Source organism: Mangrovicoccus algicola (assembly GCF_014903745.1).
In the GTDB taxonomy this organism is placed as follows: Bacteria; Pseudomonadota; Alphaproteobacteria; order Rhodobacterales; family Rhodobacteraceae; genus Mangrovicoccus; species Mangrovicoccus algicola.
This window is the reverse complement of sequence record NZ_JACVXA010000034.1, coordinates 1-26,093: the sequence shown is the minus strand read 5'-3', so window position 1 is coordinate 26,093 and position 26,093 is coordinate 1. Positions and strand designations below refer to the sequence as shown.

Here is a 26,093-nt window from a genome sequence, read left to right as displayed (position 1 = left end):
GTTCGGCCCGCCGGTCGCTGCGCTGCCGGACCCGGCCGCCCTTCTCAGACCGGGTCCGCGCTTGCCCGCCCTTCCCGATGGCGGCGCCTCAGGTGAAATATCCCGGATGCGCCAGGCGGTATTCCTCGACCCAGTCCGCGGGCTTGTGCAGATGCGCCCGGATGCTGCGCGCCGCACGCGCGGCATCGCCCGCCTCGACCGCCTCGACGATCCGCAGGTGATCATCGATCATGCCGTCGAGCTTGCTTTCGGAATGCCGCTGCAGCCGCCGCACCCGGTCCATGTCCCCCGATTTCGACCGCAGCAGGGCATGCAGCGCCTCGCGGCCCAGACCGGCGAACAGGGTGTGATGGAAGACCTCGTCGAGCTGCTGGAAATCGCGCAGGCGGGCGCGGTCGCGCGCGACGCTGCGCTGCAGCTCGATCAGCCGCCGCGCCTGTGCCAGCGTTGCAGCCAGCCCGTCCGCCGCATTGCCCCGGGCCAGCCCGGTCACGACCTCGGTTTCCAGCGCCAGGCGCAGGAACATGGCCTCGTCGATCTTGGGCAGGTCGATGCGGGTCACCAGGGTCCGCGACTGCGGATGGACCCGGATCAGCCCGTCCTGCTCCAGCCGCTGCAGCGCGTCGCGCAAGGGCGTCTGGCTGACATCATATGCCTTCGCCAGGTCCGCGCGCAGAAGCGCCGCGCCCGGCGGCAGCTCCAGCGACAGGATCCGCTGGCGCAGATCGTCATAGATGCGCGATGCTGCCGTGACCCGGCCAGAGCCGGGCTCATGGCGGAAGGGCTCCGGCGGGGGCTGAAAATTTCTGTCCATCGGCCTCCGGCCCTGTTCCCGGTTCCCGGTTCCGGCGCGCGATCCTGTCCCGGCTCCGGACATGTTGACACCCCTGGTAGACTAAAATATTAGTGTATTTCAAGAGGGGACGCAGATTGCCGCGCGGGGAGGTTTGCGGCAGCGACGGACCGCCGCGTCGGCGGCCGGTCGTTGCAGCCACCCGGCCCCGCCCCCCACGCGCAGGAGGAGATCCCGGAGATGATCGCACCCATCCAGCCCTGTCGCGCCATGCGCAGCTGCCAGCGCCCCTGCGCCATCTCTCCCGTTGAGACCGGGGTCGGCACGGTGCCCGGCCCCATCGCAGCCCCCCTGGCCTTGCCGTCGGATCGCGCGGGCGCGGGACCGGTCGCGGCCGATGCCGGGGACAAGGCGGTCTCGCGGATGCCGACCGAGATCGTCGCGGGGGCGGGGCGCGCGCAGCCCGTCCCGGCCGTTCGACGGGGGATCGCGGGACACCTGTGATGCCGCACGGACCCGTCGCCATCCTCGACCCCGCAAGCCCCGGCATGCGGGCGCGTCTGGCCGATCTGTGCCCCGATTTCGACCTGCGCGTCGCGGAGGGGCCCGATCCGGCACAGTTCGCCGCCGCCCTCGACGGGGCGCGATATGCCGTCACCCGCGGACTGCGCCTGCCCGCAGAGCTGCTGGAGCGGGCCCCGGCGCTGCGGCTGATCCACCAATGGGGCACCGGCATCGACGGCATCCCGCTGGAGGCCGCGCGCGCCCGCGGCATCGCGGTGATGCGCAGCCCCGGGATGAATGCACCCACCGTGGCGGAGGCGGCGGTGGCGCTGATGCTGGCGACGCTCCGCCGGCTTCCCGCGGTGCAGGCCGCGTTCCGCGCGGGCCGCTGGGACATGCCCGATCTGTGGCGGCAGGCGCGCGATCTGGGGGCCTGCCGCGTCGGATTGGTGGGGATGGGCGCGATCGGCCGCGAAACCGCCCGGCGGCTGGCGGGCTTCGGCTGCGAGATCGCCTATACCCGCCCCTCCGGCCCCGATCCGGCCCTGGACCTGCCTTTCCGCAGCTTCGACGATCTGCTGGGCTGGTCCGACGTGCTCAGCCTGCACCTGCCGCTGACCCCCGGCACGCGCCACATGGTCGGCGCGGCGGCCATCGCCCGGATGAAACCCGGCGCGGTGCTGATCAACACCGCGCGCGGCGGGCTGGTCGACGAGGCCGCGCTGGTCGCGGCGCTGCGGGACGGGCGGATCGGGGCAGCGGGGCTCGATGTCTTCGAGACGGAGCCGGTGGCCGGGCCGAACCCGCTGCTGGAGATGGAGAACACCGTGACGCTGCCGCATGTCGCGGGGCGGACACTGGACAATTTCGACCGGATGGTGCGGCACTGGGCCGGGAATATCCGCGCCCATGCGACGGGCGGGCAGATCGACCCGGCCTGCATCGTCAGTCCCGGCGACGGCCGATGAGGGAGGAGACCCGATGACGGAACTGACCAGGCGCAGCGGCGGCCAGGTGCTGGTCGACCAGCTGCTGATCCACGGCGCCGACTGCGCCTATTGCGTCCCCGGCGAAAGCTACCTGGAGGTGCTGGACGCGCTGCATGACACCGGCGGAGCTTTTCGCCTGATCAATGCCCGCCACGAGGCCGGCGCCGCCGACATGGCCGAGGCCCATGGCAAGCTGACCGGTCGGCCGGGGATCTGCATGGTCACGCGCGGTCCCGGCGCCTGCCAGGCGGCGGTGGGCGTGCATGTGGCCTTCCAGGATTCGACGCCGATGATCCTGCTGGTCGGCCAGGTCGGCCGCGGCACCGTCGACCGCGAAAGCTTCCAGGAAATCGACTATCGCCGGATGTTCGCGCCGGTGGCGAAATGGGCGGCGCAGATCGACGATGCGGCCCGCATTCCCGAATACATGGCCCGCGCCTTCCGCCTCGCCACTTCCGGCCGCCCCGGCCCGGTGGTGCTGGCCCTGCCCGAGGACATGCTGACCGATGTGGTCGAGGTGGCCGATGCCCTGCCCTACGCCCCCGCCATCCCGGCGCTGCAGGCGGAGGCCGCGGCCGAGATCATGGCGGCGCTGGCGGCGGCAGAGCGGCCGCTGCTGCTCGCCGGCGGTCCCGGCTGGAGCGATGCGGGCGCCGCGCGCCTTCTGGATTTCGCGCGGGCCAACGACCTGCCCGTGGCGACCTCCTTCCGCCGCCAGGACCTGATCGACAATCGCAGCGACCACTATGTCGGCGATTTCGGCACCGGCGTCGCGCCCTCGCTGGTGCGGCGCCTGGCCGAGGCCGATCTGCTCCTGGTGATCGGCGCGCGGCTGGGCGAGATCACGACCGGCACCTATGCCACGCTGTCCGTGCCCACGCCGCGCCAGAGGCTGATCCATGTCCATGCCGATGCCGACGAGATCGGCCGGGTCTATTCCCCGGCCATCGCCGCGGTCTCGGGGGCGGATGCGGCGATCGCCGCGCTGGCCGCCTGCGCGCCGGTCGCCCCGCGCGATCCCGGCTGGCGGCGGGTGCTGCGCGGGGAATACCTGGCCGACAGCGAACCGCCCGCCCATGATCACCCGCTGGACATGGGCCGGGCGATGGTCGCGATGCGCGGGATCCTGCCCGCCGATGCGGTCATCACGCTGGATGCGGGCAACCATACCGGCTGGGCGCAGCGCTTCCTGCGCTATGGCCGGCCGGGGCGGCAGCTGGGCTCGACCTGCGGATCGATGGGCTATGCGGTGCCCGCCGCCGTCGCCGCCTCGCTGATGGACCCGGCCCGCCAGGCCATCGCCTTCGTCGGCGATGGCGGCTTCATGATGAGCGGCATGGAGATCGCGACCGCCGTGCAGCATGGCGGCAGACCCGTCATCCTGGTCTTCAACAATGGCAGCTACGGCACGATCCGGATGCACCAGGAACGCGAACATCCCGGCCGGGTCTCCGGCACGGATATCGCCAGTTCCGACATCTGCCGCATCGCCGAGGGTCTGGGCGCGGCGGCGCATCGCGTCACCCGCACCGAGGAATTCCTGCCTGCGCTGCAGGCCGCCTTCGCCGCGGACCGCCCCACGGTGATCGAGCTGATGACCGATCCCGAACAGATCTCGACGCGGACCACGATCACCGCCCTGCGCAACCGCCCGCGCCCGTGAAACCGCCCGTCCCGGCGGCGTTCACCGCACCGGGGCGGCGCATTATCGCGGAAATACCGTCACGATGCGCCGCAGCTTTCCGCGCTTGTCATGTCCGGTAATTATGCGATCTTCCCGCGCCAGCGCGACCTTCGCCGGTCTGCCGGCTTCCGGTCCGGATGGGCCGCCGGGCCCCGCCCCGGACCGGCTCAGGCATGGGCGCGGCGGATCGCGGGCATCGCCGCGGCGACCATCTCGGCGGCTTCGCGTTCGCGGTCGCTCCAGGGCGCGGCCAGACGCGCGCGGATCCCGGCAAAGACGGCCTCGCGGTCGATGGTGATCACCCGCCCCCCGGCCACCACCTGCCGCCCGTCCACGAAGACATGCGCGACGGCCCCCGGACGCGCCCGGTGCAGGATCAGCTCCGCGACCGGGACGCGCGGATCGACATAGGGGTGTTCCAGCCGCTCGCGCGACAGCAGCACCATATCCGCCCGCATGCCGCATTCCAGCCGCCCCGCCAGCCCGCCGAAGCCCAGCGTGGCGGCCCCGGTCTCGGTCGCCATGCCGATCACCGCCGCCGCGTCGGGGCCCGTCTCGTGCAGCTGCGTGCCGCGGTTCAGCGCCCAGGCCAGCTTCATTTCCAGCAGCATGTCGCGATCATCGGCAATGGTCGACTGGTCAATGCCCAGGGCGACGGGAACCGCCCCGCGCCGCAGGGCCGGCACATCCGCCTTGCCGCTTCCCAGACGCTGGCCGGACGAGGCATTGTGGCAGACCGTGCAGCCGCAATCCGCCAGCATCTCGACATCGCCCGGATCCAGCCAGTTGCAATGTCCCAGCGTCACGTTCGGGCCCAGGAGCCCGAGGTCGCGCAGCCGCGCGACCGCCGACCGTCCGAAGCGGCGCCGCGCATGGGCGGCCTGTCTCTCGGTCTCGGCCAGGTGCATGTGCACCTGCGCCCCGGCGGCCCGGGCATCCCCCGCCACGAATTCCAGCAGCGCGTCCGAACACCAGTGCAGGTTCGCGGGGGCGTAGTTGATCCGCACCGCCGGGTTGGCCGCATGGCGCGCCCGCAGGGCATCGTGGAACCCGGCATAGGCGCGCACCGATCCCCCGGTTGGATGCAGCCGCGCGGCGAACCAGGCCCGCGCCGCCTCGGGCATTGCCGCGAGAACCGCCGCGTCGCCGTCGTAATGCAGGATGTTCTGGTCGCGCAGCATCGCCGAATAGCCGACCCGCATGCCGATCTCGTCATAGGCCGCCAGGGTCTCGTCGGCCGCGCGGTTCCAGTCCTCGCGCCCCCCGACAAGGCCGCTGGCGATGTGGTGGGTCGCCGTCACGCCGGATTCCAGCATCTCGATCGCCGAGAAGAGCGTATCGAGCCGCGTCCCGACCTGCCGCTTCGCCCGGAATTGCGGAAGCCAGAACTCCAGCGGCGCGAAGGGGACCCCGTTCATCAGCGGCGTGACCCCGAAATGATGATGCGCATTCACCAGCCCCGGCATCGCGACCATGCCCGGCCCGCCGAATTGCGGCAGCTGCTCATGCCCCTCGACCAGGCCCGGCAAAGGTCCGATCTGCGCGATGACGCCGTCCTCCACGCGGATCGCCACGTCATGGCGCAGGCGCATCCCGCCATCCGGGCCCAGCCCCTCCAGCATGACGCCGGCCTTCGCGATGAAGCTGCGCTGTTGCGGGGACGGATGGGTCATGCGGTCATCTCCGGTATCGGTCCCGGCAGACGCGCGGCAGGCCGCCGGGCGCGCCGCTTGCGGGCGCGTGACCGTGTCAGGGCGATGGCCGGTCCGTCAAGCCCCCGGCGCCTCGGGCGGGCGGCCCCGGCCGCCCTGCCCTGCCCCCGGCGGATCAGCGATCCAGGAAGGGATAGTCGGTATAGCCGGTCTCGTCCCCGCCATAGAACGTGTCCTGATCCGGCGGGGTCAGCGCGGCGCCGCGGCGGAACCGTTCCGGCAGGTCGGGATTGGCGATGAAGGGCCGCCCGAAGGCGATGGCATCGGCCCCGCCCTCGCGGATCGCCGCCGCCGCCCGTGCGCCGTCATAGCCGCCATTGCCGAAATACACCCCGTCGAAGCGCCCGCGCAGGCGGCGCAGCATGTCGCGATCGGCATCGGTCGTATCGGCGCCGTAGAATTCCTCGATCAGGTGCAGATAGGCCAGGCCCCGCCCGGACAGCATGTCGATCACCGCCGAGAACAGCCCCTCGGGGTCGCTGTCCGAGATGTCGTTGGCCTGCCCCAGGGGCGAGAGGCGCACGCCCACATCGCCGGGGTCGAAGACCGACGACACCCGCTCCACCACCTCGCGCAGCAGCCGCATCCGGTTCTCCACCGAACCGCCATAGGCATCGTCGCGCCGGTTCACCCCGTCCTGCAGGAACTGGTCCAGCAGGTAGCCATTGGCGCCATGGACCTCGACGCCGTCGAACCCCGCCGCCTTCGCCAGCCGCGCGGCGGTTTCGTAATCGTCCAGGGTGCGCGCGATCCCGTCGAGGCTCAGCGCCTCTGGCGGGGAACAGGGTTCGAACCCGTTCGCGGTGAAGGTCTTGCTCTCGGCGCGCACCGCGCTGGCCGATACCGGCGCCGCGCCCCCGGGCAGGAGCGAGCTGTGGCTGATGCGTCCGACATGCCACAGCTGCAGCACGATGCGCCCGCCCGCCGCATGCACCGCCTCCACGATCCGCGCCCAGGCATCGGCATGGGCCTGCTCGTGGATGCCGGGCGTGTCGATATAGCCCTTGCCCATCGGGCTGACCTGCGTCGCCTCCGACACGATCAGCCCCGCCGAGGCGCGCTGTGCGTAATAGGTTTCGGCCATGCGCGCCGGGGTGCCATCCGCCGGCGCGCGGTTGCGCGTCAGCGGTGCCATCAGCACGCGGTTGGGAAGCATCAGGTTGCCCGCGCGCAGCGGGGTGAACAGGGGGGACATGTCGCTCATGCGTCTTGCTCTTTCTTGCGTCTGGGATCGGGACCGCCCGCGGGCGGCGTCATCGGACCGGTCCGGGCCGTGGCGGCGACCAGGCCCGGGCAGGCCCGGAGGCTCTGCCAGCACCGGGCCGCAACCGGGCGGTCCTCCGGCAGGCCCGTCACGCCTCGGCCAGGTAGACCGACTTGGCATTGACGAATTCCTTCATGCCGAACCCGCCATGTTCGCGGCCATAGCCGGAATCCTTCACGCCGCCGAAGGGCATGTTGGGAATGGCGACGTTGAACCCGTTCACCGAAATCATGCCGGTATCGAATTGCTCCGAGGCCAGGCGCCGCGCCCGCTCCACATCCTTCGAGAAGATGCCGCCGCCCAGCCCGTAGCGACTGTCATTGGCGATGCGCATCGCGTCCGCGTCATCCGTCGCGCGGATGACCGAGGCCACCGGGCCGAACAGCTCGTCATCATAGGCGGGCTGCCCGGGCGCCACGTCGACCAGCACGGTTGCCGGGTAATAGGCCCCCTTGCGGTCCGGCACGGTGCCGCCGACGATGGCGCGGGCCCCCTTGCGGATGCTCTCCTCGACCTGCTCGGCCAGCTTGTCGCGCAGGTCGCTGCGCGCCATCGGGCCCAGCCGGGTGGCCTCCTCGGTGGGGTCGCCCATTTCGATCGCCGCCATCTTCTCGGCGAAACGCTCGACGAAGGCGTCGTAATTGCGATCCGTCACCACGAAGCGCTTGGCGTTCACGCAGGTCTGGCCGTTATTGTAGATCCGGCCCTGCACGCAGGCCTCGACCGCCACGTCCAGATCGGCATCGTCAAGCACGATATACGCGTCGTTGGAGCCCAGCTCCAGCACCGTCTTCTTGAGGTTCTCGGCCGCCTTCGCGGCGATCACCCGCCCGGCGCCGTCGCTGCCGGTCATGGTCACGCCGCGCACCAGCGGGTTCTCGATGACCCGGTCGGACTGGTCGTGGTCGATCAGCAGGACGGTGAACAGGTTCCGCGGCAGGCCCGCCGCCTCGAAGATGCGTTTCAGCATCAGCCCCGATCCGGTGCAGTTCTCGGCATGTTTCAGCAGGACGCCATTGCCGGCCATCAGGTTGGCAACCGCGTAGCGCACCGCCTGGTAGCAGGGGAAGTTCCATGGCTGGATGCCGTAGATAACCCCGACCGGCGCGTAGCTGACAACACCCCTGCCCCCTGGAATGTCGCGTTCCTCATCCGCCAGTTCCCGCGGTCCCGCATCGGCCGTGAACTCGCAGATCGCCGCGCAAAGCTCGATCTCGTCACGGCTGTCCCCGATCAGCTTGCCCACTTCCCGGGTCATCAGCGCAGCGAACTCCTCCTTGTTTTCCCGCAGTTTCCCGCCAATAGCCCGGATCACCGCCGCGCGGTCCTCGACGGGCATTCCCCTCCAGTCACGGAATGCAGCGTGACATGCCTGGACCGCGTCCGAGACCTGGGCGTCGCTCATCAGGTCATAGCTGCCGATCCGCTCTTCCGTTGCCGGGTTGATGGTCGTGATGCCGGACATGGTCGTTCTCCCGTACTGCGTCTTGCGTTCCCGAACCCAACGCGCCGTTCTGCGAAAGTTTCCGCGGCCGCGATCACAACCTGCTCAAGATATGGACAGCGTTTGCCTATCCGACCGGCCGTGCTTGGCTGGCCAAGCCCGGGCGGTTCCACAAAGGAACGGGACCGGAAGACCCGATGGCGACGCCTGCCCGCGGGCAAATGTCCGATTTCCCGGATCGCCCCGATAAAGCGCTGCGCGAAAGAAGGCTCCGAACGGCATCAACACAAATGTCCGGTAATTTTATATTGGCGCGGCTGGCTTGCGGGGGTCTGACACTTATGACCGCGGTCATAACACGTCCGATGGTGGATGGCGGATATGACCGCGGTCATAAGGCATGGCATCGCCTCCTGACCTGTCCGCCCGCCACGGGGTTCCCGGTTTGATAACGCGCTATGATCGTCAGAAGGTATCCTGCCGGATCCCGTATCGCCGAGAGACGCCCCATCAGGTACTCCAGCATCTGCAGCAAATCCGATAGCGGAACGGTATCCGTGATCTGCCGTCCTCTGTCCCTGTCCAATCCAAGAAATCCTATGAAATCCTGAATCGATCTTTTGAGGGCCTGGGCGTTTCGCGGGGTCTCCGGAAAGTATCCTGCGACTCTCGGAGAGGCCCGCAGCAGGGCTTGGGGATCGTGCGGGGTATGTATTTCTTTTTCTGGGGACTCCATGCGCCGGACAGTTTGTCCGGCATCGGCGGCCGGAATGTCCGGCGATGGCTGGCTGTCCCTGCATTCCGGGGCCTCTGAAATCGCGGCTTCGATCTCGTCCATGCGGCGCTCGGCGGCCTGGAGCTCCGCGATCCGGGCAGAGCTGCGGCGGCACAGGCGTTGCAGCTCGCCCATGATCTCCTGCACGGTTTGCGGCAGCGCGTCCCCGAGGCCGCGGCGGAGCGCGCCGAGCCGGGCGCTGAGGCGCGATCTCACCGCGCGGCGCCGGGCCTCTGCCTGGGCCAGGTCATCGCGCAGCTGCCGAAGTTCGGGGACGCGCAGGAACAGGGGCCGCAGGTCGATCCCGTAGGCATCGACGATTTGACCGCGGCCATCGCGCACCGGATAGCGTCGGCCGTTTCCCGAAAGCTTGCGGAGGATCAGCCCGGCCTCGGCAAGCCGGGTTTCTCCGCGCCGGAACCGGCGTTCATCCATGCAGTTGGCGCGGTCCAGAAGCCCGCCGATCTCGGCATAGGACATGCAGAGACGGTCCGACTGCACGGGCCCCTTGGGAAGGACGCTCAGATGGGCGGCCAGGACCGCGATGTCGCGTTCGCCCAGACCCAGCGCCCGCGCCGTGTCCTTGACCAGCTGCAGCACCTGCCAGCGGTCGAGGGAGAAATGCCCGATGGGGGGAGGCGGAGACAGAGGATCCCTGTCTCCGGACGGAAGACCCGCCGAAGTTTCATGACTCATGCCTGTATCAGACGGCAAAAATCACCCGTTCACCGAAAATCGGTGTTGCCAAAGATTCGGATTTTCGGGTACCAAGGAACTGCTACGTATCTTGGAGACCCTTCGGAGCCCCGGCTTTGAGGGGTTTTCTTTTGCCTGTCGTCTGCTCCTCTTCTTGTTTTCCGTCGTTTCGGCCCGGCGCTCTGCGGCGCCCTGGCGGGCCGGGCTCAGTCGTCCCCGGGTTCCCCGGGAACGTTTTCGTAATACTGGTGCAGAAGGCCCGGCAGGCAGGCTTCCACGAATTCGAGAAAGGCCGGGGGCACGCCCTCGCCCGTGCGGATCACCAGCCGGTCCGACCGGCGTTCGGTGACCAGCGGACGACCGTCATCGCGGGCCGCCCTGGCAGGTTTTCCGGGTTTCGGCGCCGGCGCCGGGGCAGGGGAGGGCGGTGCCGCCTCCTCCATCTGCCGCAGGAAGGCATCGAACCGCTCCGCGCTGTCGGGGATGTCCGCGGGCACGATGGCGGCAAGGCTTTCCGGCGCGCGGCCATCGGCGCGGATCAGCGCGAGGAGCCTGTCCCATTTGCGCCGCCCGATGCCGCGGGCCGGACCGATCGCCAGCACCAGCTCCTCGCCCAGGCCGGTATAGATGGATTTCATCCGCGAGATCATCGTCTGATCGGTTCCGAGGAATTTCTCCACCTGGGTCTGCGTGAACCCGGCCTCCAGCGCCGAAAGGATGGTCCGCGCCCGCTCGATGAAGGAGGTTTCCAGCCGCGCGTTGTTCTCCACCCCCTGGGCGACGAAGGCCTCCTCGTCGCTCATCACCCGGACGAAGGCCTGGATCGTCGCCTGGCCCAGTTCGCGGGTGGCCTGGAGCCGCCGACGCCCCGTCACGATCTCGAACCGGTCGCTGCCCGGTTTCGGGCGCACCAGGATCGGGATCTGCTGGCCTTCCTCGGCGAGGCTGCGCTTGAGCTCGTCGAGATTCTCGCTCAGGTCGATGCGGTCGCGGATCGGGGAGGGGTCGATCAGCTCGACCGCGAGGTTGCGGTACATCCTGTCCTCGGCCGCGGCCGACCGGGCGGCGGTGTCCAGGCTGGCCGCGCCGCGGGCGAACATCGGCGCGCGGCGCGCGGGCTGGGCGGGTTTGGGCGGCTCGGTCCCGTCACCGGATGCGGTGGGGAATGCCTGTCGCGGACGGCGGACCATCAGTTATCCTCCCTCTCGAAGGGCTTGCGGCCCCAGGCGCGCATGATCTCGGAATCGACCTCGTCCGCGATCCCCGACAGGCTGTCGAAGATGCGGTCATAGGTCTTGCGGTGGAAGCTGCCCGGATCGAGTTCCAGCAGCGGATTCATGGTGTTGCCGGCATCCGCGATGGCGGTGGAGCTGACGAAGTCGTGTTTCAGCATGGCGCCGCCCAGATGGGTGCGCAGGAAGGAGCTGAGCTGCAGCTGCGCGGGGTCGGAGGCGGAATAGCGCGTCAGCACGAAGCGGATGAAGTCATAGCGCTTGTCCTGGTGCTGCTCGACCACCTGCATGGTGGAGGCGGCAAGTTCCAGGAACTTGGCCAGCGACACGACGTCGAGCATCCCCGCCGATAGCGGGATCAGCATCCCGGTGGCGGCGAAGACCGCGGCGATCACGGCGAAGGACATGTGCGGCGGCGTGTCGAACAGCACCAGGTCGTAATATCCGTCGACCTGTTCCAGCGCATCGGCGATGCGGCGGTGAAACGGCGTGCCGTCGCCCGCGCGGAAGGAGGCGGAGGTTTCGTACTCGAATTCCGTCATCGACATCGACCCCGGGACGATATCGATATTCGGCACGTAAGTGGCCTGAATCGCGTCGGTAATCGGGATCGGCCCCTCGCCGGAGGCAGGGTCGGCATAGCGCAGCACGTCATAGATCGAGGCCTGTCCGTCCAGATCGGCCTGGATGTCGAACATGTCCGAGAAACTGGCTTGCGGGTCGAGATCGACGGCAAGGATCCGGTAGCCCCTGAGCGCGAGGAATTGCGCGAGGTTCACCGAGAGCGAGGTCTTGGAGACCCCGCCCTTGAGGTTGTAGACCACCAGCCGCGCCTGCGCGTCGCCGGGATTGCGGCGCGGAAACCGCTCGTCGCCGATCTTTCCCTCGCGGTGCAGGACGGCCTGGATCTCCGCGATTTCCTCGGCGGTGAAATACTTGCGGTTGCCCGATTCCAGCGTGCCGGCGGGCATGCCCTCGAGCGTGTTCAGATACTGGCGCAGCGAATTGTACTTCACCTTCAGCGCATGGCTGACCTCGCGCACCGAGAAGGGCCGCAGCGGCTTGTCGGATTTGCGCTGGTCCGGCGCATAAAGAAGTTCGCGCTGCTGCGTCAGCGCGGTATCGATGATCGAGCTGAAGGACATCAGCTGTTCGGATGCCAGGATTCGGCCGGACATGGCTGCCTCAGGGATTCTGTTTTGCCTACCCATATCATGTTTCCCTCGAAGATCTACAGTTTCCTGACATGACCGGCGAAACTGAATAGGGGTCGCCTGCGCCGAGATGGCGGCCTGCCCCTGTCATCCCGGCGGGTCGGCCTTGCACCACGCGGATCATGACGCTAATATGCGTCATGAAACATGAGGTATCGCCATGGATTTCCGCAGCCTGACCGATGAGGGGGGGTTCAGCCCCGAGCTGATCTCGGCCGCGCTGCGCACGACGCGGGCCGAGATCGCCGCGACCCTGGGCCTTGGCCGCGACGCGTTCAGCCGCAAGGAGCGAATCCGGGCGGTCAAGACCCAGACGCGGCTGCGCGAGATGGTCGAGATCCTCAACCGCGTCGAGGGGCAGGCGGGATCGCCCCTGGCCGCCTATGCCTGGTTCCGCTCGGAGCCGCTGGCGGGGTTCGGCGGCATGACCGCCGACCAGCTGGTGCGCGAGGGCCGGGCCGATGTCGTGCGCGCGCATCTGGACCGGGTGATGTCGGGCGGCTTTGCGTGAGCGCCGGGCCGGGGACGCGTTTCACGGGTCCCGTCTTCCGCGCGCATAATCCCGAATGGACCTTCGCGCCGGTCTCGGGGGAGGGGGCGCGGCGCCATGGCGGCCGGTTCAACCGCCCCGGGCGGGCCGCGCTCTACACCGCGCTGTCGCCGCTGACCGCGATCCTCGAGGCCAGCCCGCTGGGCCGCCCGATGAAGCCGGTGACGCTGTGCGAATACGCGGTGGATTGCGCGGCCGTCTTCGACGCCACCGACCCGGCCATGTGCCGCGCGGAGGGGGTCGCGGCGGCGGAGCTGGACTGCGCCGACTGGGCGCTGCGGCAGATGCGCGGCGACCGGGTGCCGTCGCAGGATCTGGCGGAACGGCTGGTGGCGCGCGGCTATGCGGCGCTGATCGTGCCGAGCTTCGCGCGGGGGGCGGGGGCGGCGGATGTGAACCTGGTCTTCTGGATCTGGGCGGCCGGGCCGCCCCATGCCGTCGCGATGACCGATCCGCGCCGCCGCTCATGGCAATAGCCGCGGCTGCGGTCTTCGGCGATGTTGCCTTGACCGGGGTTCTTCCTCTATCTGCGCCCACCGGCGGGATTCGGCCGCATCGCGCCCGCCGCCGGACATCTTTCGCCACGCACCGGACATGTGCCGGAAACGCAGCGCTGCTAGCCATCTTCTGTCGCAAGGCCGGGAAAGAACGGGTGACATGACTCTATCAGTGATCGCGGAACCGTGCCGCCGGCGTCCCGGCCGCGCGGAGGTCGGACGATGAGGGCGCGCAGCGCGGCGGCGGCGATCCTGGTGCTGGCGGCACTGGGGGCGGCCGCGGCCTGGCGGCTGGCCCCGGGCGAGGGAAGCGTCGCGGCGCCGCCGCAGGTGGCCGTGACGCGCGGCACCGTGGCCGAGACGGTCCTGGTCTCGGGCATGCTGGAGGCGCATGAGCTGGTCAGCGTCGGGGCCCGGGTGTCGGGCCAGGTGGAGACCCTGGCCGTAGCGCTTGGCGACGTGGTGGCCGAGGGCGACCTGATCGCGCGCATCGATTCCCAGGACCAGCAGAACGAGGTGCTGCAGGCAGAGGCCGCGCTGGCCAACCTGGCCGCGCAGATCACCTCCACCGAGGCCACCATCGACAAGTCCGAGCGCGCGCTGGCGCGGTTGCAGACGCTGCAGGGCGGCAGCTATGCCACCGAGGAGGATGTCGAGGCCGCCACAGCCGATCTGCGCGTCGCCCGGGCCGATCTGGAGGCGCTGGAGGCGCAGAAATCCAGCGCCGCGGTGACCCTGGCCACGGCGCGGGTGGCACTGGAACGCACGCGCATCACCGCGCCGATCGCCGGCACGGTGGTGGCCGTGGTCGTCAAGCAGGGCCAGACGGTGAACTCCTCGCAATCGGCGCCGACCATCGTCAAGATCGCGGACCTGTCGACCATGGTGGTCAAGGCAGAGGTCTCGGAGGCCGACGTGATGAAGGTCGCGCCGGGGCAGGCGGTCACCTTCACCACGCTGGGCGCGCCGGATGCGCCGTTCCGCGCGACGCTGCGCGAGATCGAGCCCGCCCCCGACGAGATCGCCGAGGCCGACACGATCGACAGCGAAACCGCGGTTTACTACAACGCGCTGATGGAGGTGGCCAATCCCGACGGACGGCTGCGCATCGGCATGAGCGCCGAGGTCTCCATCGAGCTGGGCCGCGCCGAGGACGTGCTGACCGTGCCCGCGGCGGCGCTGCGCAGCACGCCGCGGGGCAGCGCGGTGGGCATCTGGGACCCGGCGGCTAGGCAGGTGCGCCCGCAGCGCGTCGAGGTCGGGCTGAACGACAAGGTCACTGCCGAGATCCGCGACGGGCTGAGCGAGGGCCAGAGGATCGTCGCGGGCGGCGGACTGGCCGCGGCAGCCCCGGCGGGCGCCGCGCGCGGCACCGGCCGGATGCGTCCGCCGCCGATGTTCTGAGGACGCGACGCCATGGAAGATCCGCTGATCCGCCTGGAGGGGCTGACCCGGCAGTTCCGCGCGGGCGAGGAGATGGTCACCGTGCTGCACGGGGTCGACCTGGAGATCCGCGCGGGCGAACTGGTGGCGATCATCGGCGCCTCGGGGTCGGGGAAATCGACGCTGATGAACCTGCTGGGCTGCCTCGACCGGCCGTCGGCGGGGCGCTACCTGTTCCGCGGCCGCGATGTCGGGGGGCTGGATGCCGAGGCGCGGGCGGAGCTGCGCTGCGCGCATTTCGGCTTCATCTTCCAGCGCTACCAGCTCCTGGGCACGCTGGATGCGATCGGCAATGTCGAGGTCGCCGCGATCTATGCGGGCGAGCCGCGCGAGCGCCGGCGGCGCCGGGCGCGCGACCTGCTGGCGCGTCTGGGGCTGGGCGACCGGCTGGGCCATCGTCCCGCCGCGCTTTCGGGCGGACAGCAGCAGCGCGTGGCGGTGGCGCGGGCGCTGATGAATGGCGGCGAGGTGATCCTGGCGGACGAGCCGACCGGGGCGCTGGACACGCGCAGCGGTGCCGAGCTGATGGATCTGCTGCTGGAGCTGAACCGGCAGGGCCACACGATCATCCTCGTCACCCATGATCCCAAGGTTGCCGCCCATGCGCACCGGGTGATCGAGATCAGCGACGGGCGCATCCTGTCCGATGGCGGGGCAGGCGGCAGCACGCCCGGGGCCTCCGCCCCCGCGCCCCAGGCGCCGCGCCGGGGGCCCGGGGCGGCGGCGACACGGATCCTCGAGGCGTTCCGCATGGCCACCGGCGCCATCGCCGCGCACCGGCTGCGCAGTTTCCTGACCATGCTGGGCATCATCATCGGCATCGCCTCGGTGGTGCTGACCGTCGCGCTGGGAAGCGGCAGCCAGCAGCGGGTGCTGGAAAACATCTCGTCGCTGGGCACCAGCACGATCACCGTGCGCGCGGGATCGGGCTTCGGCGCGCGGGGCGCGGGGCGGATCAAGACGCTGATGCCCTCGGATGCCGCCGCTTTGTCGGGGGCGGATTACGCCGCGGCGGTCTCGCCCGCGGTCTCGGCCAGCCTGACGGGCCGGGTCGGCGCGACCGAGGCCAGCGTCTCGGCCAGCGGGGTCAGCAGCGACTACTTCGCGCTGCGCTCCTACAGCACCGTCGCGGGCGGGCTGTTCGACGCGGCCGATATCGCGGACCTGGCGCAGGTGGCGGTGATCGACGAGGCGACGCGCGACAGCTTCTTTCCCGATGGCGACGCGGTGGGGCAGGTGCTGCGGCTGGGCAATGTGCCGGTGCGGGTGATCGGGGTGGTGCGGTCCTCGGGGGCCAGTTTCGGGCCGGAGTCGCTGAACGCCTTCCTGCCCTATACCACCGTGATGGGCCGCGTCTCGGGACAGCGCAACCTCGACAGCATCACCGTGCAGGTGGCCGACGGCCATGACATGGCCGATGCCGAGGCGGCGATCACCACGCTGCTGACGCTGCGCCACGGCACCCAGGATTTCTTCCTGCAGAACAGCGACACGATCCGCGAGACGATCACCTCGACGACGCGGACCATGACCGTGCTGATCGCGGCGATCGCGGTGATCTCGCTGGTGGTGGGGGGGATCGGCGTGATGAACATCATGCTGGTCTCGGTCACCGAGCGCACCCGGGAAATCGGCGTGCGCATCGCCATCGGCGCGCGCCGCGCCGACATCGTCGCGCAATTCCTGATCGAGGCGGTCCTGGTCAGCCTCGCGGGCGGGATCGCGGGGATCGCGCTGGCCTTCGGGGGGGGCGCGCTGGCGATGCAGCTGGCCGAGGGGCTGCGGCTGAGCTTCTCGACCCTGTCGGTCGTGGCGGCCGTCGCCTCCTCCACCCTGATCGGCATCACCTTCGGCTACCTGCCCGCCCGCGCGGCGGCCCGGCTTGATCCGGTGGTCGCGCTGAGCCGTGACTGACCGCCCGCGAAAGGACCCCTGCCCATGACCCGCAGCCTGATCTGCCTTGCCCTTCTTGCCGCGGCCTGCGCGCCGGTGGGGCCGGATTACGTCCGTCCCGACCTGGCGATGCAGGCGCGCTTTGCCGAGGGCGACGCGGCGGCGATCGGCGAGGTGGCGACCCGTCGCTGGTGGACGGCCTATAACGACGCGATGCTGAACGACCTGGTGGCGCGCGGCCTGGCCCAGAACCTGGACATTGCCGTGGCGGTGGAGCGGATCCGCGCGGCCGAGGCCGGGCTGCGCGCCGCGGGGGCGGCGGCGGCGGTATCGGGCGATGCGGGCGGGTCCTGGACGCGGCAGGGCGGCGACGGGCAGAGCGTGACCCAGGGCAATTCCGTGTCCCTGTCGGGGTCGGTGGTGCTGGATCTCTTCGGCGGGCTGCGCCGGGGCGCGCAATCGGCGGCGGCGGATCTGGCGGCGGCGGAGGCCGACGAGGGCACCGCGCGGCTGGCCTATCTGAGCGCCATCACCGCCGCCTATATCGACGCGCGCTATTACCAGGAGGCGCTGGCGCTGAACCGCCAGCAGATCGAGCTGCAGCGCGAGACGCTGGAGATGACCCGCGCCAAGCTGGCCGCCGGATCGGCGACGCGGTACGAGCTGGTGCAGGCGCAGGCGGCCTTCGACGCGTCGCAGGCGGGGATCCCGGGGCAGGAATCCAGTTTCCTGGCGCAGGTCTATGCCATCGCGACGCTGCTGGGCGAACCCTCGGGGCCGCTGATCGCCGCGATGGAGCCGGGCCGGGCGCAGCCGCGGGCGGGGCAGGGGCTGAGCCTGGGGATGCCCGCCGAATTGCTGCGCAACCGCCCCGATGTGCGCGCCGCCGAGCAGGCGCTGATCGGGGCGACGGCGGATGTCGGCGTGGCCGAGGCCGATCTGCTGCCCTCCATCAGCCTGTCGGGGACGCTGTCGCAGACCCGCGGCAATGCCTGGAGCTTCGGGCCGGACATCTCGCTGCCGGTGCTGTCGCAGCCGCGGCTGCGCGCCGAGCGGGCGCGGGCGATTTCCCAGGCGAAACAGGCCGAGATCGACTGGCGCGCGACGATCCTGGGCGCGGTGGAGGACGTGCAATCCGCGCATAGCCGCTGGCTGCGGCTGCGGCGGGAGGCGGAATTGCGGGAAACCTCGGTGCGCTCCTACGAGGAGGCGGCGCGGCTGTCGCGGGGGGCCTTTGCCGCCGGGTCGCTGCAGCTGACCGACCTTCTGGATGATGACAGCACCCTGGCGGGGGCGCGGATCAGCCTGGCGGGAACCGTGCGCGACCTGGCGTCGGAATGGGCGGCGGTGCAGGTGGCGCTCGGCGCGGGGGCCTATGCCGAGCCCTGAGGCGGGCCTGGCCCGCGGGGTCGTTGGCGTGCGAATCATATCGCAGGCCTGACCGCCGCCCCCGGCGGGGCGCCGCGGCAGGCCGGCAGTGCAGGGCGCAGATCGCCGTTTTGCGACAGGCGGAATAACGCCTGCGACATTTCCGGTTCAGGTTCGGCGCAAATTTGCCTATAGGGGCGCGGCATGACCTGCTGTTTCCCGATAACCGGGCGCCCTCCGGGGCGCCGGCGGCCGCGTTTTTCCGCGCCCGCCCGGCAGGCCGATCCCTCCCCTGAAAGGAGCTTCCGATGAACAAATTCCTCACCGGCGCGGCGCTGTCGCTGCTTGCCGCCCCCGCTTTTGCCCAGGACGATGCCTGCGGCGCGGTCTCGATCACCGAAATGAACTGGGCCTCGGCCTCGGTCGTCACCAACGTGGCCAGCTTCATCCTGCAGCAGGGCTATGGCTGCGAGGTGTCCATCGTGCCGTCGGATACCGTGCCCGCGATCACCTCGGTCGCCGAGAATGGCGAGCCCGACATCGTCACCGAATTGTGGACCAACGCGACGGGGCAGGTCTATGAGCGGCTGAAGGAGGAAGGCCGGATCGTCGAGCTGGGCCCGGTCCTGGATCCCGGCGGCATCGATGCGTGGTGGATCCCCGACTACCTGGCGGAAGAGCATCCCGAGCTGACCACGATCGACGGCATCCTGGCCAATCCCGAGCTGGTCGGCGGGCGCTTCCACAACTGCCCCGAGGGCTGGGGCTGCCGGGTGTTCAACGACAACCTGCTGCCGGCCTTCGGCGTCGCGGATGCGGGGATCGAGATCTTCAACCACGGCTCGGGCGAGACCCTGGCGACCTCCATCGCCTCGGCCTACGAGAACCGCGAACCCTGGTTCGGCTATTACTGGGCGCCGACCGCGGTGATCGGGCGCTACAACATGGTGCAGGTCGACATGGGCGAGTATGACCAGGCCGCGCACGAGGCGGCGCAGGACCAGGATGCCACCGATGTCGAGCGCACCTCCTTCCCGCCGGCGCCGGTCGCCACCGCCGTGACCACCGATTTCGAGACCGACCATCCCGAGCTGGTCGAGTTCCTGTCCAAGATGACCTTCCCGGTCGACACGATGAACGGCCTCCTCAGCTGGATGGACGAGAACGGCGCATCGGGCGAGGAAGGCGCGGTCCATTTCCTGACCAGCAACCCCGAGATCTGGTCCGCCTGGCTGAACGAGGCCGCGACCGAACGCCTCTCGGCCCTGCTGCAGCAATAAGCGCGACGCGGTCCGGCCCTGCGCCGGACCCTTCGGCGGCCCGGGTTCCCCGGGCTGCCCCGCCCCCGGAAGAAGGAGAGGTGCATGGCCACCTATGACTGGATTTTCGACACGCTCGGCCTGCGCGACTGGTGCGATGGCAGCGACGCCGCCGCGCCCATGTCCATGGCCGACCTGATGAGCCGCACGGGCAGCGCGCCCGACGCCTCGGTCTGGGAAACGCCGTTTCCCTCGATGGATGCCCTGAACGACGCCTGCGCCAGCTTTCCGCAGTCCCGCGACCTGACCCGCGGGCTGGAGCGCGGATTTCTCGACATCAAGGACTCGCTCTCCGTGGTGCTCGACCCGCTGACGCAGCCGCTGTCCTGGGCGCTGGAAGGCGCGCTGTGGCTGTTCCAGGCCACGCCCTGGTTCGTGATGATCCCGGTTCTGGCGCTGATCGTGGCGCTGGTCAGCCGCTCGGCCAGGCTGACCGGCTTCATCCTGCTGGCCTTCGGCGGGCTGGCCTTCATCAACTATTACGACTATGCGATGCAGACCCTGGCGATCATCGCCGTCTGCGCGCTGATCGCGGTGATCCTGGGCGTGCCGATCGGCATCGCCATGTCGCGCTCGGACCGGCTGGAACGGGTGATGATCCCGGTTCTGGACATGCTTCAGACCCTGCCGCCCTTCGTCTACCTGATCCCGCTGATCTTCCTCTTCTCGGTGACCGAGCCCAAGCTCTACGGCATTGCGGTGATCCTCTACGCGATCGTGCCGGTGGTGCGGCTGACCAATCTCGGCATCCGCCTCGTGGATCCCGAGGTGATCGAGGCCGCCGATGCCTTCGGCATGACCGACCGCCAGAAGCTGTTCGGCGTGCAGATCCCGCTGGCGCTGCCCAACATCATGGCGGGGGTGAACCAGACCATCATGATGAGCCTCGCCATGGTCGTCATCGCCTCGATGGTCTCGGCGCCGGGGCTGGGCGTGCTGGTGCTGCGCGGCATCCGCAACCTGGAACTGGGCGTGGGCCTGATCGCCGGGCTGGGGATCGTGCTGCTGGCGGTGATCCTCGACCGGTCCACCAAGGCGGCGCTGGCGCGTGTCAATGCCGCGCAGAAACAGTGAGGACCGGCCGATGAGCACTCCCAAGATTTCCGTCCGCAACCTCTACAAGATCTTCGGCGACGCCCCCGCGGCGGCGCTGGAACAGGCGCGGGCGGGGATGCACAAGCCCGAGCTGCTGGAGCAGCACAATCACGTGCTGGGCCTGCGCGACATCAATGTCGACATGCAGGATGGCGAGATCACCGTCATCATGGGCCTGTCGGGATCGGGGAAATCCACCCTGATCCGGCATCTCAACCGGCTGATCGAACCCACGGCGGGCGAGGTCGTGGTCGATGGCGAGAACATCATGGAATACGGCCCCGCCCGGCTGCGCCGGATGCGGCGGCACACGATGTCGATGGTGTTCCAGAAATTCGCCCTGCTGCCGCATCGCACGGTGCTGGAAAACGTCGCGACGCCGCTGATCGTGGAAGGCGCCAGGCGGCGCGACTACGAGGCGGAGGCGGTCAAGTGGCTGGACCGGGTCGGGCTGGACGGGCAGGGGGAGCAGTATCCCCACCAGCTGTCGGGCGGCATGCAGCAGCGCGTCGGCATCGCCCGGGCGCTGACCTCCAATTCCGACATCATGCTGATGGACGAGGCGTTCTCGGCGCTGGACCCGCTGATCCGCACCGACATGCAGGACCTTCTGCTGGAGCTGCAGCGCGAGCTGCAGAAGACCATCGTCTTCATCACCCATGATCTCGACGAGGCGCTGAAACTGGCCGATCACCTGGTGATCCTGAAGGATGGCGAGGTCGTGCAGCAGGGCGAGCCGCAGCATATCCTGATGAACCCCTCCGATCCCTACATCGTGGACTTCATCGCCGACATCAACCGCGCGCGGGTGCTGCGCGCGCGCACGGTGATGACCCGCACCGACATCTCGCCGCCGGAGGGCGCGGTCGAGATCGCGGGCACTGCCACGCTGGAGGAGGTCATCACCCTGGGCGGCGGCGATGCCGACCTGGTCTTCCGGGTGATGGAGCGCGGGCGCCAGACCGGCGTGCTGGCCATGCGCGACGTGCTGACGGCGCTGGTGGGGACCGAACCGGCCGGAGCGGCCTGAGCCGCGCGGCCCCCGGCCGCCCGGTTCAGCCCGGCGCCTGCGGCGCGCCGGGCAGGCGCCGCGCCACCTGCCGCGCGATCCAGGGTCCGCTCAGCAGGACCATGACGAAGCGCAGCGTCTGCATCGCCATCACGAAGGGCAGGTCCACATTGCTGGAGGCGGCGATGATCGCCACGGTATCGGCGCCGCCGGGGCTGGTCGCCAGGTAGGCGGTCAGCGGATCGACCCCGGCAAAGGCCACCAGCGCCGCCGCCATCAGGCCGCACAGCCCCATAAGCAGCAGCACGGACAGCGCCAGCCGCGGCAGGGCCCGCGCCGCATGGGCCAGGATCGCGCGGGTGAAGCGCAGCCCGACCGCCCAGCCCGCCGCGCCATAGGCCAGCGCCATCAGCCAGTGCGGCATGGCCGGGGCGACCGGCCCGGCATTGGCCGCCACCGCCCCGAACAGCAGGGCCAGAAGGAAGCTGCCCGCCGCCATGCGCGTCAGCCGTGCGGCCAGGATCGCCGCCGCCATCACCGCGCAGGCCGCCGCCAGCCCGGCATCGGGGGGCGGGAACCAGGGCGGCGGGGCGGGGGCGTCGCCCCCGGCATGGGCCAGCATCGCCACCAGCGACGCGCCCCCCGCCACCATGCCGACCCGCAGGTACTGCATCACCGCGACCAGCCGCATGTCGGCGCCATGCGCCCCGGCGAGGAAGACCATCGCCTGCGCCGCGCCGGGCGAGGCGCCCCAGACGGCGGTCGTTCCCGGCAGAACCTGCCGCCGCGCCAGCAGGTAGCCCAGCCAGGAGGAGGCCGCGATCACCGAGACGACGCCCAGCCCGAACACCGCCCAATCGGCGCGCAGCGTGTCGAGGACGCTGGCGGGCAGCTGGCTGCCCACCGAGACGCCGACCGCGGCCTGGGCGATCTCGAATGCCGCGCGGGGCAGCGACAGCGGTCGTCCGGCAGGGGCGGGACGGGCCGCCGCGACGAAGATCGCCGCCGCCATCGGCCCCAGCAGCAGCGCGGCGGGCAGGCGCACCAGTTCCAGCGCGGCGGCCGCCGCCACGGAGAGCACGCCCAGCAGGGCCCAGGCGGCGGGGCGCCCGATGGCAGGATCGGTTCGGTTCGGCATGAGGTCTCCCGGCAGGGCAGGGCATCGCGCGCCAGGACGGGCGCATGTCCAGGCTATCGGCTTCGCGTCAGGGTGCCAATGCGTCAAGACGCGGGCCGCTTTGCCGCGGCGGAAGCGCGTCGTTGACAAGGCAGCGCCCGCCCGCCATGCCTGATGAAAATGCTTTTTACCCCAGATCCGGATGCCGCCATGACCGCCCAGACCGAATTTTCCGCCGCCGCCCCCGTTCCCGATGCCGGGCTTGCCGCGATCCTGGAGCGCCAGCGCGCGGCCTTCCTGGCCGATGGCCCGCCCCCGGCCGAGGCCCGTCGCGCGGCGCTGAACCGGCTGAAATCCGCGCTGATCGCCCATCGCGCCGAGATCGAGGCGGCGCTGACCGCCGATTTCGGCCACCGCTCGCGCCACGAGACCGGGATCATGGAGATCATGCCGGTCGTCACGGCGATCGACTACCTGCTGAAGAACCTCAAGCGCTTCATGAAGCCCGAGAAACGGCATGTGGTGCTGACCATGCGCGCCGGGCAGGCGCGGGTGGAGTACCAGCCGCTGGGGGTGGTGGGCATCATCGCGCCCTGGAACTATCCGCTGCAGCTGGCGCTGCTGCCGCTGGCGACGGCGCTGGCGGCGGGCAACCGCGCGATGGTGAAGATGTCGGAGCTGACCCCGGCCTCCGCGGCGCTGGCGGCGCGGCTGATCCCGCAGATCTTCGCGCAGGAGGAGGTGGCCATCGTCACCGGCGATGCGGAAACCGGCGCGGCCTTTGCCGGGCTGCCCTTCGATCATCTCCTCTTCACCGGCGGGACCGGCATCGGGCGCAAGGTGATGGCGGCGGCGGCACAGAACCTGGTGCCCGTGACGCTGGAACTGGGCGGCAAGTCGCCCGCCATCCTCGCGGCGGGGCAGGACCTGGACCGGGCGGCGGCCTCCATCGCCTATGGCAAGCTGGCCAATTCCGGCCAGACCTGCATCGCCACCGATTACGTCCTGGTCCCCCGCGCCGAGATCGGCGCCTTTGCCGAGGCCTATGACCGCGCGGTGAAGGCGCTCTATCCCGAGGGGCCGGCCGGCACCGATTACTCCAGCATCGTCAACGCGCGCCACCATGCGCGGCTGAGCGCGCTGGTCGAGGAGGCCCGGGCAGGCGGCGCCGAGATCCGCCCCGTCGGCCACCACCCGCAGGCGGCGGAAGGGCTGCACAACAAGATGGCGCCGACCCTCGTGCTGGGCGCCACGGACGGGATGCGCATCCTGCAGGAGGAGATCTTCGGCCCCGTCCTGCCGGTGATCGGCCATGACGGGATCGACGATGCCATCGCCTATGTGAATGCCCGGCCGCGGCCGCTGGCGCTGTATTTCTTCGGCCCCGAGGGGGCGGAGCGCGACCGGGTCCTGTCCCGCACCGTCTCGGGCAATGTCACGGTCAACGGCACGCTGCTGCATGTCGCGCAGGACGACCTGCCCTTCGGCGGGGTCGGGCCCAGCGGCATGGGCGCCTATCACGGGATCGAAGGATTCCGCGCGATGAGCCATGCCAAGGGGGTCTTCGTGCAGGGCCGCTGGAACATCGCGACGATGCTGCGCCCGCCCTTCGGCCCCCGCGCCGACAAGATCCTCGCGGGGATCCTGAAACCCCCGAAAGGCTGAGGGCGCGCGCGCTCAGCCCGCGGGCCGGGCGCGCTCCAGCATGCCGAAGAGGTCGCGCGGGTCGTCGGGATCCGCCAGCAGGTCCAGCCGCGCATGGGCGGCGCCTGCGCGCACCCGGCCCAGCAGGTAGCGCAGCGCCGAGAAATCCTCGATCGCGAAGCCGACGCTGTCGAACAGCGTGATCTCCCGCGCGTCGCGGCGCCCCGGCGCCTGTCCGGCCAGGACCTGCCACAGCTCGGTCACCGGGTGATCGGGGTCCAGCTGCTGGATCTCGCCCTCCACCCGGGTCTGGGGCGGGTATTCGACGAAGATCGTGGCGCGGCCCAGGATGTCGCGATGCAGCTCGGTCTTGCCGGGACAGTCGCCGCCGATGGCGTTCACATGCACGCCCGCCCCCACCATGTTGTCGGTCAGGATCGTCGCGTTGCGCTTGTCGGCGGTGCAGGTGGTGATGACCTGCGCGCCCTCCACCGCCGCCTCGGCCGCGTCGCAGGCCGTGACCTCGAATCCCTGGCGGCGCAGGTTGGCCATGGCCTTGGCGGTGGCGCGCGGATCGGTGTCGTAGAGCCGCAGCCGGTCGATCCCGCAGAGCGCGCGGAAGGCCAGCGCCTGGAATTCGCATTGCGCGCCATTGCCGATCATCGCCATCGTGGCCGCCCCCGCGGGCATCAGCGCCCGCGCCGCCAGCGCCGAGGTCGCCGCCGTGCGCAGGGCGGTCAGCAGCGTCATCTCGCTCAGGAGCAGCGGATAGCCCGTCGCCACGTCCGACAGCACCCCGAAGGCGGTCACGGTCTGGTGGCCGCTGCGGGTGTTGCCGGGATGGCCGTTGACGTATTTGAACCCGTAGAGCCGGGCATCGGCGGCAGGCATCAGCTCGATCACCCCGCCCTCGGAATGGCTGGCGACGCGCGGGGTCTTGTCGAATTCCGGCCAGCGCAGGAAATCCGCCTCGATATGCGCGGCCAGGTCGCGCAGCACGCGGTCGATGCCCTCGCGATGGACCAGCCGCATCATGTCGCCGACCGAGACGAAGGGCACCATGGCCAGCGCGGAGGGGGCGGGGGTCTGCGGCGTTGCGGCGGGGGAAAGATCGGTCATGGCTCAGCTTCCTGTGCGGGAAAGGGCCGCGGGACGGGCCAGCATGCGCGCGGCAAGCCCGGCCATCAGCGCGGCGGAGGTGCCCGCGGGGTCGCGGGCGGGGTTCAGCTCGGCCAGGTCCATCGAGGTGACGAGACCGCTGGCGGCAAGCGTTGCGGCGATGGCGGCGGCCTCGCCCGGCGCCGCGCCGCCGGGCACCGGGGTGCCCACGGCCGGGGCATGGGCTGGGTCGAGGAAATCGAGGTCGAAGCTGACATGCAGATCGCCGCCTGCCGCCGCCACGCGGCACAGGAACCGCTCCAGCACCGCGGCGAGGCCGCGCGCGCGCAGCGCCTGCATGGAATGGGCCTCGATCCCGTGGCGGGTGATCCCGTCGGCCTCGGCCGGATCGACGGAGCGCAGCCCCATCATGCAGATATGCGCGGGATCGACCCGCGCGGGCAGGGGCGGGAAGGCGGCGAAGCCGCTTTCGCCGATCGCATAGGCGACCGGGGTGCCGTGCAGGTTGCCGCTGGTGGTGCTGTCGAGGCTGTGCAGGTCGGGATGGGCATCCAGCCACAGCAGGAAGAGCGGCCGCCGCCTGCGGGCGGCGCGGGCGGCCATGGCCGGCAGGGTCGCCGCCGCCATCGCGTGATCCCCCCCCAGGAAGACGGGCCGCGCCGCGGCCTCCCCGGCCGCCGCCGCCGCCGGCCCCAGGCCGCGGATCCAGTCCGCCGTCGGTCCCAGCCGCCG

At 70.3% G+C, this 26,093-nt stretch carries 22 protein-coding genes; 12 read left to right on the top strand and 10 right to left on the bottom strand.

What is annotated here, in order from left to right; genetic code table 11:
• Nucleotides 1-88 precede the first annotated feature (88 nt).
• Nucleotides 89-814: a GntR family transcriptional regulator gene (locus ICN82_RS11785; RefSeq protein WP_193182965.1), complete on the bottom strand. Its 726-nt coding sequence runs from the start codon at nucleotides 812-814 to the stop codon at nucleotides 89-91.
• Nucleotides 815-1,033: 219 nt separating this feature from the next.
• Here ICN82_RS11785 and ICN82_RS11780 point away from each other — a divergent pair, with 219 nt between their 5' ends.
• From ICN82_RS11780 to ICN82_RS11770, 3 genes are read left to right on the top strand one after another with little or no spacing between them, the layout of a single operon-like run.
• Nucleotides 1,034-1,297, top strand: a complete 264-nt coding sequence (locus ICN82_RS11780; protein WP_193182963.1) for a hypothetical protein — start codon at nucleotides 1,034-1,036, stop codon at nucleotides 1,295-1,297.
• Complete coding sequence (locus tag ICN82_RS11775; RefSeq protein ID WP_193182961.1) at nucleotides 1,297-2,265, top strand: 2-hydroxyacid dehydrogenase; 969 nt, start codon at nucleotides 1,297-1,299, stop codon at nucleotides 2,263-2,265. The genes ICN82_RS11780 and ICN82_RS11775 overlap by 1 nt, the downstream gene beginning before the upstream one ends.
• Nucleotides 2,266-2,278: 13 nt before the next feature.
• On the top strand, nucleotides 2,279-3,949 hold the full coding sequence (locus ICN82_RS11770; RefSeq protein ID WP_193182959.1) for a thiamine pyrophosphate-dependent enzyme: 1,671 nt from the start codon (nucleotides 2,279-2,281) through the stop codon (nucleotides 3,947-3,949).
• A 188-nt stretch (nucleotides 3,950-4,137) separates the two neighbouring features.
• On the opposite strand, the gene ICN82_RS11765 is transcribed toward ICN82_RS11770, so the two are convergent.
• The 6 genes from ICN82_RS11765 to repA all read right to left on the bottom strand — a co-directional run bounded on the left by ICN82_RS11765 (nucleotide 4,138) and on the right by repA (nucleotide 12,271).
• On the bottom strand, nucleotides 4,138-5,643 hold the full coding sequence (locus ICN82_RS11765) for an amidohydrolase family protein (protein ID WP_193182957.1): 1,506 nt from the start codon (nucleotides 5,641-5,643) through the stop codon (nucleotides 4,138-4,140).
• A gap of 154 nt (nucleotides 5,644-5,797) precedes the next feature.
• Entirely contained in the window at nucleotides 5,798-6,886 is a 1,089-nt protein-coding gene (locus ICN82_RS11760; protein WP_193182948.1) for an alkene reductase, read from the bottom strand.
• A gap of 148 nt (nucleotides 6,887-7,034) precedes the next feature.
• The gene (locus ICN82_RS11755) at nucleotides 7,035-8,411 is read right to left on the bottom strand and encodes an NAD-dependent succinate-semialdehyde dehydrogenase (protein WP_193182946.1); all 1,377 of its coding nucleotides are present in this window, start codon (nucleotides 8,409-8,411) and stop codon (nucleotides 7,035-7,037) included.
• A 370-nt stretch (nucleotides 8,412-8,781) separates the two neighbouring features.
• Nucleotides 8,782-9,861: a helix-turn-helix domain-containing protein gene (locus ICN82_RS11750; RefSeq protein ID WP_193182944.1), complete on the bottom strand. Its 1,080-nt coding sequence runs from the start codon at nucleotides 9,859-9,861 to the stop codon at nucleotides 8,782-8,784.
• Between the two features lie 206 nt (nucleotides 9,862-10,067).
• Nucleotides 10,068-11,051, bottom strand: a complete 984-nt coding sequence (locus ICN82_RS11745; RefSeq protein WP_193182942.1) for a ParB/RepB/Spo0J family partition protein — start codon at nucleotides 11,049-11,051, stop codon at nucleotides 10,068-10,070.
• Nucleotides 11,051-12,271: a plasmid partitioning protein RepA gene (repA, locus tag ICN82_RS11740; protein ID WP_193182940.1), complete on the bottom strand. Its 1,221-nt coding sequence runs from the start codon at nucleotides 12,269-12,271 to the stop codon at nucleotides 11,051-11,053. The genes ICN82_RS11745 and repA overlap by 1 nt, the downstream gene beginning before the upstream one ends.
• Before the next feature lie 196 nt (nucleotides 12,272-12,467).
• Between repA and ICN82_RS11735 the strand changes: the two genes are divergently transcribed.
• The 8 genes from ICN82_RS11735 (at nucleotide 12,468) to ICN82_RS11700 (ending at nucleotide 21,502) form a co-directional block, all read left to right on the top strand.
• On the top strand, nucleotides 12,468-12,818 hold the full coding sequence (locus ICN82_RS11735; protein ID WP_193182938.1) for an antitoxin Xre/MbcA/ParS toxin-binding domain-containing protein: 351 nt from the start codon (nucleotides 12,468-12,470) through the stop codon (nucleotides 12,816-12,818).
• Nucleotides 12,815-13,333: an RES family NAD+ phosphorylase gene (locus ICN82_RS11730; RefSeq protein WP_193182936.1), complete on the top strand. Its 519-nt coding sequence runs from the start codon at nucleotides 12,815-12,817 to the stop codon at nucleotides 13,331-13,333. The genes ICN82_RS11735 and ICN82_RS11730 overlap by 4 nt, the downstream gene beginning before the upstream one ends.
• Nucleotides 13,334-13,576: 243 nt before the next feature.
• A complete protein-coding gene (locus ICN82_RS11725; RefSeq protein ID WP_193182934.1) occupies nucleotides 13,577-14,758 on the top strand; it encodes an efflux RND transporter periplasmic adaptor subunit in 1,182 nt (393 codons plus the stop codon).
• 12 nt (nucleotides 14,759-14,770) lie between these two features.
• Nucleotides 14,771-16,711 carry a MacB family efflux pump subunit gene (locus ICN82_RS11720; RefSeq protein WP_193182932.1) on the top strand — a complete coding sequence of 647 codons (1,941 nt, stop codon included), beginning with the start codon at nucleotides 14,771-14,773 and terminating at the stop codon, nucleotides 16,709-16,711.
• Between the two features lie 24 nt (nucleotides 16,712-16,735).
• Nucleotides 16,736-18,079 (top strand): efflux transporter outer membrane subunit, encoded by a 1,344-nt coding sequence (locus ICN82_RS11715; protein WP_193182930.1) that lies wholly within the window; start codon nucleotides 16,736-16,738, stop codon nucleotides 18,077-18,079.
• Between the two features lie 287 nt (nucleotides 18,080-18,366).
• Nucleotides 18,367-19,338, top strand: coding sequence for an ABC transporter substrate-binding protein (locus ICN82_RS11710; protein ID WP_193182928.1), 972 nt, complete (start codon nucleotides 18,367-18,369; stop codon nucleotides 19,336-19,338).
• Nucleotides 19,339-19,422: 84 nt separating this feature from the next.
• On the top strand, nucleotides 19,423-20,451 hold the full coding sequence (locus ICN82_RS11705; protein WP_193182926.1) for an ABC transporter permease: 1,029 nt from the start codon (nucleotides 19,423-19,425) through the stop codon (nucleotides 20,449-20,451).
• Between the two features lie 10 nt (nucleotides 20,452-20,461).
• Nucleotides 20,462-21,502, top strand: coding sequence for a quaternary amine ABC transporter ATP-binding protein (locus tag ICN82_RS11700; RefSeq protein ID WP_193182924.1), 1,041 nt, complete (start codon nucleotides 20,462-20,464; stop codon nucleotides 21,500-21,502).
• Nucleotides 21,503-21,527: 25 nt separating this feature from the next.
• Here the strand turns inward: ICN82_RS11700 and ICN82_RS11695 are convergent, their stop codons facing one another.
• Nucleotides 21,528-22,619 (bottom strand): AbrB family transcriptional regulator, encoded by a 1,092-nt coding sequence (locus tag ICN82_RS11695; RefSeq protein WP_193182922.1) that lies wholly within the window; start codon nucleotides 22,617-22,619, stop codon nucleotides 21,528-21,530.
• Between the two features lie 189 nt (nucleotides 22,620-22,808).
• Here ICN82_RS11695 and ICN82_RS11690 point away from each other — a divergent pair, with 189 nt between their 5' ends.
• Complete coding sequence (locus tag ICN82_RS11690) at nucleotides 22,809-24,263, top strand: coniferyl aldehyde dehydrogenase (RefSeq protein ID WP_193182920.1); 1,455 nt, start codon at nucleotides 22,809-22,811, stop codon at nucleotides 24,261-24,263.
• Nucleotides 24,264-24,275: 12 nt separating this feature from the next.
• On the opposite strand, the gene ICN82_RS11685 is transcribed toward ICN82_RS11690, so the two are convergent.
• Nucleotides 24,276-25,361, bottom strand: a complete 1,086-nt coding sequence (locus tag ICN82_RS11685) for an ornithine cyclodeaminase (protein ID WP_193182918.1) — start codon at nucleotides 25,359-25,361, stop codon at nucleotides 24,276-24,278.
• 3 nt (nucleotides 25,362-25,364) lie between these two features.
• Nucleotides 25,365-26,093 (bottom strand): arginase family protein (locus tag ICN82_RS11680; protein WP_193182917.1); only part of this gene is annotated, 729 nt, incomplete at its 5' end.

Excerpts from the sequence above, each read along its gene's own strand:
- ICN82_RS11785 (WP_193182965.1), bottom strand. The coding sequence starts at position 814 with ATGGACAGAAATTTTCAGCCCCCGCCGGAGCCCTTCCGCCATGAGCCC.
- ICN82_RS11715 (WP_193182930.1), top strand. The coding sequence starts at position 16,736 with ATGACCCGCAGCCTGATCTGCCTTGCCCTTCTTGCCGCGGCCTGCGCG.
- ICN82_RS11755 (WP_193182946.1), bottom strand. The coding sequence starts at position 8,411 with ATGTCCGGCATCACGACCATCAACCCGGCAACGGAAGAGCGGATCGGC.
- ICN82_RS11750 (WP_193182944.1), bottom strand. The coding sequence starts at position 9,861 with ATGAGTCATGAAACTTCGGCGGGTCTTCCGTCCGGAGACAGGGATCCT.
- ICN82_RS11725 (WP_193182934.1), top strand. The coding sequence starts at position 13,577 with ATGAGGGCGCGCAGCGCGGCGGCGGCGATCCTGGTGCTGGCGGCACTG.
- ICN82_RS11735 (WP_193182938.1), top strand. The coding sequence starts at position 12,468 with ATGGATTTCCGCAGCCTGACCGATGAGGGGGGGTTCAGCCCCGAGCTG.
- ICN82_RS11710 (WP_193182928.1), top strand. The coding sequence starts at position 18,367 with ATGAACAAATTCCTCACCGGCGCGGCGCTGTCGCTGCTTGCCGCCCCC.
- ICN82_RS11745 (WP_193182942.1), bottom strand. The coding sequence starts at position 11,051 with ATGGTCCGCCGTCCGCGACAGGCATTCCCCACCGCATCCGGTGACGGG.
- repA (WP_193182940.1), bottom strand. The coding sequence starts at position 12,271 with ATGTCCGGCCGAATCCTGGCATCCGAACAGCTGATGTCCTTCAGCTCG.
- ICN82_RS11760 (WP_193182948.1), bottom strand. The coding sequence starts at position 6,886 with ATGAGCGACATGTCCCCCCTGTTCACCCCGCTGCGCGCGGGCAACCTG.
- ICN82_RS11775 (WP_193182961.1), top strand. The coding sequence starts at position 1,297 with ATGCCGCACGGACCCGTCGCCATCCTCGACCCCGCAAGCCCCGGCATG.
- ICN82_RS11705 (WP_193182926.1), top strand. The coding sequence starts at position 19,423 with ATGGCCACCTATGACTGGATTTTCGACACGCTCGGCCTGCGCGACTGG.
- ICN82_RS11770 (WP_193182959.1), top strand. The coding sequence starts at position 2,279 with ATGACGGAACTGACCAGGCGCAGCGGCGGCCAGGTGCTGGTCGACCAG.
- ICN82_RS11700 (WP_193182924.1), top strand. The coding sequence starts at position 20,462 with ATGAGCACTCCCAAGATTTCCGTCCGCAACCTCTACAAGATCTTCGGC.
- ICN82_RS11690 (WP_193182920.1), top strand. The coding sequence starts at position 22,809 with ATGACCGCCCAGACCGAATTTTCCGCCGCCGCCCCCGTTCCCGATGCC.
- ICN82_RS11685 (WP_193182918.1), bottom strand. The coding sequence starts at position 25,361 with ATGACCGATCTTTCCCCCGCCGCAACGCCGCAGACCCCCGCCCCCTCC.
- ICN82_RS11695 (WP_193182922.1), bottom strand. The coding sequence starts at position 22,619 with ATGCCGAACCGAACCGATCCTGCCATCGGGCGCCCCGCCGCCTGGGCC.
- ICN82_RS11765 (WP_193182957.1), bottom strand. The coding sequence starts at position 5,643 with ATGACCCATCCGTCCCCGCAACAGCGCAGCTTCATCGCGAAGGCCGGC.
- ICN82_RS11780 (WP_193182963.1), top strand. The coding sequence starts at position 1,034 with ATGATCGCACCCATCCAGCCCTGTCGCGCCATGCGCAGCTGCCAGCGC.
- ICN82_RS11720 (WP_193182932.1), top strand. The coding sequence starts at position 14,771 with ATGGAAGATCCGCTGATCCGCCTGGAGGGGCTGACCCGGCAGTTCCGC.